Origin of the sequence: Ignavibacterium sp. (genome assembly GCA_032027145.1) — a bacterium.
GTDB lineage: Bacteria > Bacteroidota > Ignavibacteria > Ignavibacteriales > Ignavibacteriaceae > IGN3.
The window spans coordinates 3,363,296-3,377,474 of sequence record JAVSMP010000001.1; the positions used below are offsets into that span (position 1 = coordinate 3,363,296).

Consider the following 14,179-nt stretch of genomic DNA (forward strand, 5'->3'; position numbering starts at 1 on the left):
TTAATTCATTGTCACCCTTCGAAAATCTCAGGGTGACTGAATTCTTATTTCTTCAATTTATAATCGAACAAAAACCCCTGTCGTTGTTTTGCTTCTTCATCCCACTTTACTGTTGTGGTTTTCAGGAATTCTTCTTTATCGGCTTTCATCTTTTCAGGATTCAGTCCGATAAATATTTGAGCTTTTTCTTTTGAAGAAATATCAGGCATATCAATCGGGTATTTCCAACCTTGTTTTGAAAACAGGATCGCGATTTCTCTTCTTGCCTGCTCTCCCTTTTGAATTGAAGTACCAAGAACTCTTAGGGCTTCAACCGGTGCATGAAAACCATAAGCATTAGCAGCTGCAACCCAATCCCATCTCCATTGTGCGTGACGAATAAGTTTTAAAATAGGTTTCATTTGTTCTTCAGTAGCACCGTTATCCCAAGCAACTTTAGCTTCAATATGTGCAGCAGCTAAAGTTTTCTCCGCTATTCTTCTTATTTCTTCGATCCTATCCTGTCTGTCATAAACATCCTGTATCAATCTTGTAGTTTCTTCACGATGGCAGATCTGACAAGTGTTCGCAGTATTATTCAATGGTGATTGAATGTGATGATCAGTAAACTTAACTCCGCCTTCACTCTTGTAAGGCATATGGCAGTCAGCACAGGAAACACCGCGAATAGCATGAATGCCAGTCATAAACAATTCATAATCAGGATGTTGTGCTTTCAACATTGGAGCCTTGCTTAATGCATGTGTCCAATCAGTAAATTCAATATTATCATAATAAGCTTCCATATCATCAGCACTGAATCCTTTATCCCAAGGGAAGGTAAGATATTTTTCATCACCTTTGAAGTAATATTCAACGTGGCATTGTGCACAAACAAGTGATCGCATTTCCTGTCTTGAAAAACTATTTATATCTTTTCCCTGTCGTTGATATGCTTCAATAAGAGCAGGTCGTGTAATTCTCAAATTCATTGTTTTCGGATCATGGCAATCCTGACATCCGATTGGATTAATTATCTCAGAACCGAGATCAGTCCATTTTTTCTTATAGAAGTTTGCAGCACCAATTTCATTCATCACTCTAGGAACATCAGTGCTTTTACAAGTCCAGCAAGTTGCTGGCTGTGGAGAATACTGATTATCACCAGTCCTTAAAATCTTTCTGATATCTTCAATTGCATAGCCATGACCTCTTCCCTGATTGTATTCCCTTGAAAAAGCATAACCAGCCCACATAACAACAAGCTCAGGATATTTTTCAAGATAGTCTATCATCTTTGAGCCGCCATGTTTGCTGGCAAAATCTGTATTTAACGTTTTTAGATAAGATTCAAATTCACGCGGATAGTTTTCACCCCACACTTCATTTCTTGGCTCCCAGTCGTTGATTGGTTTTACAATTTGTAATGTTGCTGATTCACTTCGTCTTTCAATGATTGATGAAGCAAATAATCCTATTAAAAAAACTACTACTGCAGTTGCAAAAAACAAAAGCCATCCAAGCCATGGTTTATTTTTTACTACTTCACTAATTGGTTTCATAACTTATCCTGATTGATTTATTATTAATTAATTCTTTTTTATTCCTAAACTTTTTTCTATCCACTTAGGTATCGGTGATGTTAAAACCGGCACTCTTGCATAAGGAGTTGATGATAAGCTGTTAACTCTACCATGTGGAACTTCCCGATGACAATCCCAGCAATATCCATCACCTTCTTCCTGAATTTTCTGATTGCTTATTGCTCTTACTGAAATAGGGTGTATTGTTTCGATATGACAGCGAATACAATTTTGCTGAACTGCATTCCTTCCTGCTTCGTGTATTTGGATTACCTGAGGTTCAAGCCTGAATGTAAACATAAATGAGTGTCTTAGTCCATCAGTAGCTTTGAAGTAATATTTTTTTAAAATATTATCCTGCGGAACGTGACAATCATTGCAAACAGTAAATCTGCCGTGATTACTTCTTTCCCAGGTTGCAAATTGCGGTGTCATTACATGACAATTTACACAAGCTTCAGGCTTATCGGATAAATATGATGTTGCTCTGGCAACATGTAGTATAAAGAAAAATAGTCCGGTTATTATTCCAAGACTGAATAAAACCGGTATCTTCCATTTGGGAGGCGGTTTGATTTTATCAATAACTTTTTTCATAAACGTATGAAATTTGTTTTATTTGTTTTATTCTATTACTGGAACTGTTTTGCTTACTTTTTGTTTTTCCAGAACAAACTCCTCTAAAATAAGCAGCTATAAAATTCTGTTACTAAGATTTTGTCCTATAGCCCGGTGCAGGACGCAGGCAGGCAATCATAGTATAAATTTAGATAAAAAATTCTTTTATCAACTAGTGTTAATATATAGTTTTTTAAAACCACTTGCTTTTGAAAGAATTACGGAAATCGCACAATCACCTGCAATTTTCTTTTTAATCTATTGTGCGTTCGGTTCAATCATTCATCCCCTGATATTGATTTAAATATTGGATAAAGGTTCAATAATTATCCGTATTAGGATTTTAATTTCTAATTATTAAATCTGCTATTCAAATTATCTTTCAATAATAATCCTGATTAACAAAAGATAAGATAAATGCCTCTTTATATCAGCTGTCTGCACAAAAAAATTTTCATCAGCTTAAATTTTATTTTTTCATCTCAACTTCTTCGTTCAGCTTCTTAAACTCTCTCGTACCAGTGGGATGACCATAACTATTCATTATCTTATAGTGCATCAGATATTCTTCTTTGGTGATACTGTTTTGCCAGTTACCGGTTAACATTGCAAATCCTGTAACAATCATAAAAACTGAAATGATACCAATTGCTACTGTTTTCTTACTGATTCTTTTCTTACCTGAAAAAATCGTTTTCAACTCTAAAGTATCTTTTACCGGACAAACATCAACACAATTAAGACAGGTTGAACATTCATCTGATAAAACAGTTTTTACACTATCAACTTTTATAAATGATGGACAAGCTTTGTTGCATAGTCCACAATCAATACAGCTATTAACATTTCTTTGAATTTTATTCGGGCTTAATAATGATAAGATTCCGAGTAAAGCTCCATAGGGGCAAAGAAACCTGCACCAGAAATTTCTAATAAATATTGAAAGTAGAAACAACACAGCAATTACTATCAAGGAGGTCTGAGAAATGTCTGCAAAGAAATAATACATCTTAACATCGGATACTAAATTATATGGACTGTCAAGAAAAGCTTTTAATGCAGCTTCAGTCATTACAAAAGCAACCGAGTAAACAAGAAAACCTAACAATAAATATTTTAAGCTTCTTAAAGGATAGTCCAGCCATTTTGAAAGTTTTAATCTCCGCTTAAAAATTTTTTCTCCGAAATCACCAATAAGCTCAGAAATAAATCCAATCGGACAAAACCAGCTGCAAAAAGATTTGCCAAAGACAAGTGAAATTAAAATGATAGCAAAAAATATAAAAAATCCTGCTGGATGAGCATTATGTATTACTCCGGTTTTTAAGAACAAATAAAAGCTCATAAAAGAACTGATGGGAAGGAATCCATCAACACCGGGCGGTCTGGAATAAAATTCCGCAGCACCATTAGTTTCCAGATATTGAGTGAACAAATAAAATTCAACTCCAATCCATATACACAATACTGCAAAAAGAGATTGAATAATAAATCTTGTTTTCTGAATCCCCTTTTCATCATTTCGGATTATTTTCACTTTGTTCAATTTTATTTTTGTCTTATCCATTTTTATCAATTCAATTTATCTTAAAATAATTTTCAAAGAACACTGATTTTATTTAATGTTTTTTCTTTGAATTTATCTATCGTTTCAGAACTAAGCATTTCATAGGCTTTGTTTCTTAATTCTCCCCATTCCTTGTGAACAGGACAAGGATTTTTTGGAGAGCAGTTGGAAAATCCAAGGACACATGAATTAAAACTCTCAAGACCGTCAATCGCTTCAACAATATCTATTAATTTTATTTTTGATGAATGGATTGCAAGTTTGAAACCTCCGGTCTTCCCTTTTTTGGATTCAATTATTCCGCTTGCTGTTAAACTTTGTAAAATCTTTGAGGTGAATTCTTTAGGTATGTTTAATTTATTTGAGATTTCTTCAGCAGAACAAATACGATCTTCTTCCAGAGCTGCCATAAATAATACAGCTTGCAAACCGTATTCACATTTTTTGGAAAACAAAACTGTCATATAATAAACAAAAAAAATCAGATATTTTTATCTGATTTAAAATAAAAAAGTTATGCAGCATAATCAAGAAAGAATAAACGTATTAGTCTTTATTTTCTATAATTATATTATTTTTTTCGTATTAAATACCGTTGACAGAAATAAATTATAGTGCTATCTTAAACACGACTTTAATATCTGATTATGATTAATCACTTGTCTTTATAATTGATTTGATACAGTCATTTTAATTCTGATATCGATTGCATTAATAAATTAATTCTTAAACAAAAAATATTTTACCAATGGATTGGCTTAATAAACTTGCACTACCACAATCATTTGAGCATATTGAACTTTTAGGCTATATGCTGTTAATAATGATTTTTCTTTTCATTCTGTTCAGCAGTATTGCGCTATGGGGTACTGTTTTATCGTTCTATCTAAAAAAGAACGTGAGTAAAAGTCTTAATGCAAATTACAGGCGACTTTCAAAAGAAATTATGGATATAGTTTTGTTTAACAAAACAACCGGCATAGCGTTTTGTGTTATACCAATTATAACTATGATTATCATTTTTTCTCAACTGTTTCAGTCTCAGAGTTCTTCTGTTCAGGAATATCTTGTTTACTCATTATTATTTTCGCTTATTGGTTTGATTTTAGTTTACAGTTACAAAAATTCATTTGACGATTTCAGACAAACAGATATTTATTCCGGTCTGATTGGTTCGATAAGTTTGTTTTTCTCTTTGTGGTTATTTATTGCTGCACTTACAAATTCAGTGTTTATTGAGTCATCACAAACAACAACTGCAATCGGATATTTGTTCACTTCAGTTGTATTGAACAGGTTCGTACTTTTATTGTTGATATCTCTTGTAATAACAGGAGCATATCTCGCTTTCGGAATTTTCAATATTAAAAACACGCAGAAAGAAGATGATGAAGAATACTCGGGGATTGCAAAAAAATTTATTTTAAATATTGCTTTTACGGCTGCTTGTTTTATACCTGTATTTATTATTATAGATATGAAGATGATGCCTGAGAGCTATCTGACTGCCGGTTATTTTCTTTACTTAGTCATTGGTCTTATCTTTCTTTTTATTGGATACCATCTTTTTTATCTCCTCTACAAAAAAAGCAATAAAACAATCGCCGCTTATCTTATAGCTGTAATTATAGTTTTCTTGCTTACTTATGGTTTGAATAATCAGAAGATTATTTACGGTGCTAACCAGTTCAATTTTGTAAAACTAAATAGTGAATATAATATTCATCTGGCAGCATTAAGGGGTGAAGATAAAGCATTAGTAATCAATGCAGAAGAGGTTTATACAGTAAAATGCGCACCGTGTCATGCTTTTGATAAAAAATTAGTTGGTCCGCCTCACGATGAAGTAATCCCGAAATATTTTAATAAAGAAAAGCAGCTAATTTCATTTATTCGAAATCCGGTTCGGGTTAATGAAGAATATCCCCCGATGCCAAATCCAGGATTAAAACCTGATGAAGCAAAAGCAGTTGCTGAATATCTTCTGACAAAAGTTCAAGAAGATATTAATACTAAAAAATAAATTTAATCTGTTCAATTACTGTTGATGAATGTTTAATAAATCTTAAAGGATAGCTGATGAAATCTGAAAACTTTTGGTCAATTTTAGATGACAATAGTTCGCTTGCTTATTCTCTTATCAGAATTTTTTTGGGCACAGCACTTTTTGTAAGAGGTATTTTACTTTTTTCAGACCCTGATACTATTACCCGTCTTGCAGGCGAAGATAAAATTTACTGGTGGTATTCATACATAACAATTGCTCATGTTGCTGGTGGATTTTTATTAGCTATCGGTTTTCTTACACGGCTTGCTGCTGTGATTCAGATTCCAATTCTGTTTGGAGCAGTTTTTATTATACATCTTAAACAAGGATTGCTTACAGTCGGACAGTCGTTGGAATTATCAGTTCTTGTTCTTGTTTTACTGTTAGTTTACTTTATTTTTGGTTCGGGTTCGTTAAGTGTGGACTGGAGATTAAAGAAAAAGAAACAGGAAAGTAACACTAAAGGATGATTTGTTAAATTCTTTCCCTTGTGTATTTTTTCCAATGAGGAGCGGACTTTAAATCCCTCATTATATTTTTATCACAATTTCGCTTCTGCAAATTTAATAAAACCTTTGCGGACTTTGTTTTTTTGCATGTAATAAATTACTGCATCATCCGCCAAGAATCGTAAGCTTGTTTATTCATTAAATCTTTTTATTGCTACTTCAAAATCGTCCTTCTGATTTACGTTTAAAAACATTCCTTTCTTATATTTATCAAACTTAGCTTCAATATCTATTATTTCAGTGCTTATGCTTTGGAATAGATGCTGAACTTTAAAACTGATATTTTTTCTATACTCTTGTTCATTATTAATTAATAAATTTTCTTTAATAAGTCTTTCTATGTCAGTCAAGATACTTTTTGAAAATACTCCGCATAATTGTTGAGTACTTCCTTCAGCATTTGGAATTGTAATATGTTTATCTGTTTTATAGTTAATAATAAATTCAATAAGTTCTCTATTTATAAACGGCATATCGCAAGCAATAATAAAGTTCTTTTCTGTTAATGAATGGAATAATCCTGAATGTATGCCTGCAAGGGGTCCAACATTTTTATAAATATCTTCAAAAGTTTCCAGTCTGAGAAAACTATATTCTTCTGGAGTATTGGTAATCAATAAAACTTTTCTGAATAAACCTGACATTAAATTACCGGCTCTTTCAATCAATGTTTCATTACCAATCTTTAACAATGCTTTATTAACACCCATCCTTTTGCTTTTACCGCCTGAAAGGATTATTCCTGTAATATCATCATACATTTCTTATAACCATATTGAATAAATGTTTTTAGGAATCAATTTGATTTATAATCCTGAAGAAGATAAACCAGTGAAGTTACAATAAACAGATTAAGCCTTTTAATCCCTTTGCGATTTGAACTGCTTTTCCAACTGGCTGCAATCAATCCTTTTAAAGTTGGAATTGATGATAAATACAAATCAATATCTTTTGCGTATTTATTCTGCCTGTTATAGAAAAACTTTTTAACATAATTCTTAACTCTCGGGGCAAAAACAAAAAACCATAATGACATTATAAGTATTGATCTGCCAATCATAATCAGAATATCATTAACAACTATTTTATCAGACAGGGGATAAAAATAATTGAGGATTACTATCACTGATGCAATAAGTAATATTATTATTGCTGATGGCTTTAACCATTTCCTTCTTTTAGCTTTTTTTAATTTCTGTTCTTCTGATACAGTATCAACAATGGGTATAAATAAAGCGGGTTCACTAAGTTTTTTTTCAACCGATTTGGGAATTGTATATGCAAATATCCCAGCAGCAATACCAATCAGCAAATGCATTCCTACATATAAAATAATCAATACAAAACTAAATTGAACTTGATTATTTATTGGAATAAATAACCAGTCTTTAGCAATATAGTTTAAAAGATCATCTATGCTTTTCCACAGAGTATTTCCATAGATCAGTGTTAATACCAAAACTCTTTGAAATCCGTTAAGTAATGAAATAACAATTCCAAATATTAAGGACGAGATTAAAGTGAATCTTTTAGAAAAGAATAATAACTCTCCGATTAATCCCTGAAGCAAAACTGAAAGATAAGCAGTTGCAGGGCTGTGTGGACTAATAGCAGCTTTAATAAAAATCACAACAAAAGTAGATTTTATTATCTGTCCGCGCTTATCAGAAAATTTTGCAATCATTCCGATGAGAATTATAGCAGCGCTTGATATAATCATGCCGCGGAAAGGCAATTTTAATGCGTGGAGCAATCCGCCCAATGTTGATTCGCTTAATGCCCAAAGTGCTGTAATCTTTCCTGCTTTTGATAAAGAAAGGAATGATTCCTTATAAAGATTTTCTGATTGGGATTGGATTTTAACTTCAGTCAATTTTATTCTAATCGGTCATGTTATTGAATTCTTGTTCAGTAAAATACTTCATAGCTTGAGTGAATAAAATATTTTCCTCTCTAAAGATATGCAATTTCATTGTTTCAATAATTGCCATTCCCTGATTAAATACTGACTGATAAGTAATTTCTCTTGACCGCTGATCCGGAAGCCTGGCTGCCAAACCGAGAAAATTAAAAACAATAGCTGCAACCTGTGCAACTTTTATGTGTTCATCTTCCATTATATTAATTCCGGTAATAGATGAATCGGCAGAGTTGTGTTCTCCTTTCTCAATCAGTTTTTTATGCAGAAGCGGAAATAATTTTTTTTCTTCTTTTGAGTTATGAATCGGAACTTTCTCATCAAAAAAAGTAAAAAATTGTTTTAATCCCTTGTTAATCTCGTCATTAAAAACCCAGTTGTTGTTTTTCCATTTGAATAATGCTTCTTCAAACTTGATCAGAACTTCAGTAAATGCTTTATGTTCATCCATTAATTTCTGGATAAAAGGATGCATATTTTCATAAGGAACAGATTCAATATTTTGTGGATCGTAAGCATCGGGCGGATCCATTGGTGAAAGCTCTTCACTGCCGGTGTCTTTTTCTACAAAGCGTTTAATTGGGTCATTGTTTTTTAATTTATCTGAGTCCATAATAATTATTTAGCCTATATTTCTGAAATAATATGTTTTAATATAACTATTAAACTCATTAAAGTGAGTATCCTGAAAGCACACATATTACCACTCACTTATAAATAACAAAGGATTTTTTATCAGCCGCCCGTATAAGAAAAAAGTTTAATCCGCTAAATTATTGTAATTGTAGTGTAGAACATTTTCTTTTTCTTTCTCTGTACCTTTTTCTCTTTTGGGAACCATCCTAAGAAAATCACCATACTTCATCGGTTCTTCCAGTCTGCAGGACCAAACAAGTTTTTCTTTTCCATCTTTGTCCTTCCAATAAGTAATATCAGGACATCCATCACACATACTCTGATCTCCATTGGGCATTAAATCCGGAGGCTGAATAATTAAAATTGACTGCAGATGTGCTCTTTTAAATAATCTCAATGGATTTACCACCAGATATTTCAGATAATTTTTTAATGCTTTTCTGACTCCTTTATCAAAAACAGAGAGAAGAAACATTGTTGATCTGCCCATTCGTAATGTTTTTGGAGAAGCATAACTCAGATATTTATCAAACATAAAATGATAGGATATCATTACCAGTTCCATAAACTTCTTACCAGTGTATCCAAAAATTTTATCCTTCGTCCCGATTCTTTCAGAAAGCAGCCACTTATAATCATCAGCTTTGTGAGTGCCGTTAAGAAATGCAGATGGTGTAAATTCAGGAAATTTTTCCCGGATCTTTTCTATAATCATCGGTGATTTCAAATCTACAACTTCTTCCTGATCTGAATGATAATGAATATCCGTCCAGATGATCTTGCTGTCACCAACGTAAAAATTAAACGGAGTGTTTGGAGTTATATATCGGAATAAAATAAAAACCATCGTATCAACTATATCAATATGTTTCTGTGCCCAGGCAACGAGTTCGGGAACGTATTGAAGCGTATCTCCATAAACTGTTGAATTAAATGAGCAAGCTATTCCTCCTTCAGCAGCAAGCATATCTGCATAATAAAAACGAAGTTCGTTAAGCTCAACTTCATTTTTGTTACGCCATTTTTCTTCTCTACCTCTTCCTTGCTTTGAATCTATGTGGAATGTAAAGCCAAATACTCCGGCTTTCTTAAGCTCGTGAAGTAGTTCTTTTGTAAGAGCTATTCCATTAGTATTAATAATCGGTTTTAATCCTCTTGATTTTATTTCCTTTACCAGTTCAATAATATGCGGATATACTAGAGGATCACCGCCAGCTATAGAGATACAATCTGATTTTCTTTGTGACTGGAAAAAATCAAGTTCGTGGTTAATCTGTTCAATGGATTTATGTGAATCTTTGATATTCTTCCTGTAACATCCGTAACAACTAAGGTTACATTGCGATGTTGGCTCGAGCCATGTTATGCCGTTATCTGGCATTGTCCAGGGCATTCTATAGAGTGATTCAATTGGGAAATATGGCTTTTCCATTTTTGTTGCTCCTATTTATTAACAAAATTTTTTAAATAATTATTTTGATTTTAAACTTTCTTTATAAAGTACTCTTCGTTTCATTACCAAAGCATTGATGCACAAATTAGTATCAATATTCCAAGTATTAAATTCGTTGTTGCAAGTAACTCTAATCTTTTTTTGAATAATAAGAATTTTTCCCTGGGCTTTTCACCGGGATTTGGCATATTTTTTCGTAATCCCGGAACAACTATTCCGCCGATTACAATTCCAACCAAAACAACACCGAGGATAAAAATATGTTTTATAAGAAGAACGATACCAAATTGAGTTGAAATATTCAATAACATTTCACCAGGAGTTTTTAGGAAGCCAGTTATAATGAGAATTATTATTGCAACCCAGGCAATTATAGAAAATCTTTTAGCAGCTATGCCCTGTAGTTTACCGCTTTCACCAGGATCTATTTTGGATACTGATGGCAATAAAATAAAATGAGTGTATATCATACCGCCGATCCATACTGATGTACCGAGCAGATGAAAAAAATTAATTGTTTGGTCAGCCATATTTTATTCCTTATATTTTTTAATAATGAATGTTTATTAAAGACTTAACCAAGATATTCTATCGATGCTGCAGTATTGTTTTACTGCTCTTCCCTTTATAAATAAAGTGGAGATAAATTTGCTTTCATTAAAATTTCAATATTACATCTACAAATTATGGTTTTGATTATTGATTGCTAAAATATTCTCATTTGAACCCTTTCTGTCTTTTTAAACAATTCTACTTCTTGTTTTTCATTCTGCAAAAATTTTACATTTACTTTGAATTAATAAATTACTGCTATTACACTAATGGAATTAAATATATTTATAGAAATTTAAATCGCGGGTCTTTTTTTATGAATATTTATTGCCTCTGAGACAGGAGAAGATTAAGATAAGTGTAGCTTTGTGATTTTTTTTCTCATAGGATTTACCAACTTATAACCGCGAATCTCTGACACACTCATTCGCTTATATAGTAAACTTATCAGTCATTGCCCATATTTCATAATAAAATTTAGAAAATTTCAATTGAAGAACAAAATAATTTTTTTTTTTTGCAATATTCTTTTTTAGAATTTGGAACATTCCTTTTTTATTCACTAATTTTCACTTAACTATGAGTAACAAAACTAATACTCCACACAGTGGAAACTCTTTAATCCGATTAAGAGAGATTATAAAAAATCTTCCGTCTGCATATTTCGCGATGGTTATGTCCACGGGTATTATTTCTATTTCCTGCTATCTACTTAAAATTAATTGGATAGCATATCTGCTCTTCTGGCTGAATTTATGGTTTTACATTTCGCTTGTGCTTTTAACTCTTTTAAGACTTCTATTTTATCACAAAGAATTCTTAAAGGATATGATTGATCATCAGAAAGGACCGGGTTTTTTTACCATTGTTGCTGGTTCATGCATTCTTGGCAGTCAGTTTATAATTATTTATGATAATCATTCAGCATCATTTATTCTTTGGATAATCGGACTTGCTGCCTGGATTATTTTAAACTATTCAATCTTTACTGGATTTACTGTAAAAGAAAATAAACCGCCATTAGACGAAGGAATTACCGGTGCATGGCTTCTGGCAGTTGTCGCAACACAATCTATTGCAGTACTTAGCACATTACTTGCAACTAATCTGTCGCAACCATTTAAATTACAAATGAATTTTTTAGCTCTTTGTATGTGGCTTTGGGGCGGCATGCTTTATATCTGGATGATATCGCTTATCTTTTATCGTTATACTTTTTTTAAATTTGTTCCGGGAGACCTTTCGCCACCTTATTGGATAAACATGGGTGCAATGGCAATATCTACTCTTGCGGGTTCACTCTTAATTTTAGAAACTGATAATGCTCCTTTTGTGCAATCCCTGCTACCATTTATAAAAGGATTTACAATTTTTTATTGGGTTACAGGTACATGGTGGATACCAATGCTTTTCATACTCGCTATTTGGAGACATATCTATAAAAGGTTTCCTCTTAAATATGATCCTTTATATTGGGGAGCTGTCTTCCCTCTTGGGATGTACACTGCCTGCACATTCCGTATGGCTTATGCATTAAATATTCATTTCTTGGATAAAGTGCCTGAGTATTTTATTTACATAGCTCTTATAGCATGGTTAGCAGCGTTTGCCGGATTTGTTAAATCAGTTTTAATTCAATTTAAATGGCTGATCAGCAAAAGTGCGGTTTAGACAATCAAATTTTTAATACCAGATTTATCTTCTTCACAATTGTAATTATCTCAGAAGTGTGAAGATTTTTCTATTAAATTTTTAATAAGATTCCTATTTAATCCGCAAATGACAAGAATTATTTTCTTACAATTAATTTACTCCAGACCCTCAACCACTTTTGGGTCCAAAGTTTTTGTTACAGATTTATGTAACCATGTTAAACAGATAGCTGCAAGAATCAGCATCATAAACCAGCTTGAAGTCCAAACTCCTGAAAAACTAAGCACATATCCAAAAATTATCGGTGCTATAAATCCTCCTAAACCGCCGAGCACACCCACCATTCCGCCTACTACTCCAACTTCATTAGGAAAATATTCCGGAATAAATTTATAAACTGCACCCATACCAAGCCCCCAGACAATACCAATTAAGAACACAAATCCAGAAAATATCCAGACATTAGCCTGAAAGAAAATCCTCGTAACACCTTTGGCAAGCAGCTCTCGTTTCTGAACCTGATCACCTACTTTAACCGCCGGCTCGTTCCAGGATTCTATTTTAGGCAATACAAGAGTTTCATCAGATTCGGGATTAAAATCAGAAGACTTTTTTATCAATGGATATTTATGGTCATCAAGAATTATTTCATTTTCATTCACTTCAGTAATTACTCCGCTTTGATCAGCCATAATACCTGAACCGGGTGAGTAAATCTCCATCTTAGGAAATATCAACAGAAATGATAAAACAATTGATACGCTGAACACGTTAAACAATACTCTTTGCGGACCGAATTTATCTGCAAGCCATCCACCTAAAGCACGTACAATCCCTGAAGGTAAGCTAAATGCAGAAGTTAGAAGTCCTGCTGTAATAAGCGACATATAATATGCATTCACATAATAAGGAATCAACCATTGAGAAAAAGCAACAAAGCATCCGAATACCAGAAAATAATACAAGCCAAAACGCCAAACCTGCACTTGTTTTAAAGGCTTGGTAAGCTCTTTAAATGATTTCTTCTTTTCAGGAACTCTTTTGTTTGAAAACAGAAAGAAGACTATCCCCATAATCAGCAGAACAGCTGCATAGATTTGAGGCAGATATCTCCAACTTTCAATATTCACTCCATTGTCAGTTAACATATTTAATAATCTGGGTGCGAATATCGCTGTTAAAGCAGTACCGATAGTTCCAACACCAAAAATACCAAGTGCAGTTCCTTGCTGTTTTTTGGGAAACCAAAGTGATACATAAGCAACTCCGCAGGCAAAACTTGAACCAATTATCCCAAAACAAAAACTTAATACTGCAAAGATTAAATAATCATTAGCAAATGAAAGCAGATACATCGGTACAGAACAAAGAACAAGCAGTAAAGTAAAAACAATCTTTCCGCCGAATTTATCAGTTAGAATACCAATCGGAAATCTGAAAACTGCACCCGATAAAACCGGAATACCGAGCAGCCAACCAACTTCTACGCTGCTCCACTTAAATACATTATTATCAACAAGAAATGCTACCAGTATTCCATTAATTGTCCAGGCAGAAAATGAGAGCATAAATGCAAGAGTATTAAGAAATAAAATTTTGTAAGACCTGAAGTCGGCTTTTTCTATATTCATAACACTAATCTCACCCTGTAACTATAAAAGAAT

13 protein-coding genes are annotated in these 14,179 nt (G+C 32.8%); 3 read left to right on the forward strand and 10 right to left on the reverse strand.

The features are described from left to right. Positions 1 to 44: 44 nt before the first annotated feature. From nrfA to ROY99_14090, 4 genes are all read right to left on the reverse strand, one after another. Positions 45 to 1,541, reverse strand: coding sequence for an ammonia-forming cytochrome c nitrite reductase (gene nrfA / locus ROY99_14075; GenBank protein ID MDT3697506.1), 1,497 nt, complete (start codon positions 1,539 to 1,541; stop codon positions 45 to 47). 27 nt (positions 1,542 to 1,568) lie between these two features. Continuing rightward, positions 1,569 to 2,159: a cytochrome c nitrite reductase small subunit gene (nrfH, locus tag ROY99_14080; protein MDT3697507.1), complete on the reverse strand. Its 591-nt coding sequence runs from the start codon at positions 2,157 to 2,159 to the stop codon at positions 1,569 to 1,571. 490 nt (positions 2,160 to 2,649) lie between these two features. Continuing rightward, positions 2,650 to 3,747: a 4Fe-4S binding protein gene (locus tag ROY99_14085; protein MDT3697508.1), complete on the reverse strand. Its 1,098-nt coding sequence runs from the start codon at positions 3,745 to 3,747 to the stop codon at positions 2,650 to 2,652. Positions 3,748 to 3,779: 32 nt separating this feature from the next. Next, positions 3,780 to 4,211 carry an Rrf2 family transcriptional regulator gene (locus tag ROY99_14090; protein ID MDT3697509.1) on the reverse strand — a complete coding sequence of 144 codons (432 nt, stop codon included), beginning with the start codon at positions 4,209 to 4,211 and terminating at the stop codon, positions 3,780 to 3,782. Between the two features lie 284 nt (positions 4,212 to 4,495). On the opposite strand from ROY99_14090, the gene ROY99_14095 reads away from it, so the two are divergent. Next, positions 4,496 to 5,770, forward strand: coding sequence for a hypothetical protein (locus ROY99_14095; GenBank protein ID MDT3697510.1), 1,275 nt, complete (start codon positions 4,496 to 4,498; stop codon positions 5,768 to 5,770). 56 nt (positions 5,771 to 5,826) lie between these two features. Then, complete coding sequence (locus ROY99_14100) at positions 5,827 to 6,264, forward strand: DoxX family protein (protein MDT3697511.1); 438 nt, start codon at positions 5,827 to 5,829, stop codon at positions 6,262 to 6,264. A 170-nt stretch (positions 6,265 to 6,434) separates the two neighbouring features. Here ROY99_14100 and ROY99_14105 read toward each other — a convergent pair whose 3' ends face one another. From ROY99_14105 to ROY99_14125, 5 genes are all read right to left on the reverse strand, one after another. Further along, positions 6,435 to 7,064, reverse strand: coding sequence for a molybdenum cofactor guanylyltransferase (locus ROY99_14105; GenBank protein ID MDT3697512.1), 630 nt, complete (start codon positions 7,062 to 7,064; stop codon positions 6,435 to 6,437). A gap of 35 nt (positions 7,065 to 7,099) precedes the next feature. Then, a complete protein-coding gene (locus ROY99_14110; protein ID MDT3697513.1) occupies positions 7,100 to 8,176 on the reverse strand; it encodes a hypothetical protein in 1,077 nt (358 codons plus the stop codon). Positions 8,177 to 8,183: 7 nt separating this feature from the next. After that, positions 8,184 to 8,834 carry a hemerythrin domain-containing protein gene (locus tag ROY99_14115; GenBank protein MDT3697514.1) on the reverse strand — a complete coding sequence of 217 codons (651 nt, stop codon included), beginning with the start codon at positions 8,832 to 8,834 and terminating at the stop codon, positions 8,184 to 8,186. A 147-nt stretch (positions 8,835 to 8,981) separates the two neighbouring features. Further along, on the reverse strand, positions 8,982 to 10,289 hold the full coding sequence (locus ROY99_14120; protein ID MDT3697515.1) for a radical SAM protein: 1,308 nt from the start codon (positions 10,287 to 10,289) through the stop codon (positions 8,982 to 8,984). Positions 10,290 to 10,372: 83 nt separating this feature from the next. Beyond that, positions 10,373 to 10,840, reverse strand: coding sequence for a CopD family protein (locus tag ROY99_14125; protein ID MDT3697516.1), 468 nt, complete (start codon positions 10,838 to 10,840; stop codon positions 10,373 to 10,375). A gap of 601 nt (positions 10,841 to 11,441) precedes the next feature. On the opposite strand from ROY99_14125, the gene ROY99_14130 reads away from it, so the two are divergent. Beyond that, the gene (locus tag ROY99_14130) at positions 11,442 to 12,533 is read left to right on the forward strand and encodes a tellurite resistance/C4-dicarboxylate transporter family protein (GenBank protein MDT3697517.1); all 1,092 of its coding nucleotides are present in this window, start codon (positions 11,442 to 11,444) and stop codon (positions 12,531 to 12,533) included. Between the two features lie 137 nt (positions 12,534 to 12,670). On the opposite strand, the gene ROY99_14135 is transcribed toward ROY99_14130, so the two are convergent. Then, the gene (locus ROY99_14135) at positions 12,671 to 14,146 is read right to left on the reverse strand and encodes an MFS transporter (protein MDT3697518.1); all 1,476 of its coding nucleotides are present in this window, start codon (positions 14,144 to 14,146) and stop codon (positions 12,671 to 12,673) included. Between the last annotated feature and the right edge of the window lie 33 nt (positions 14,147 to 14,179).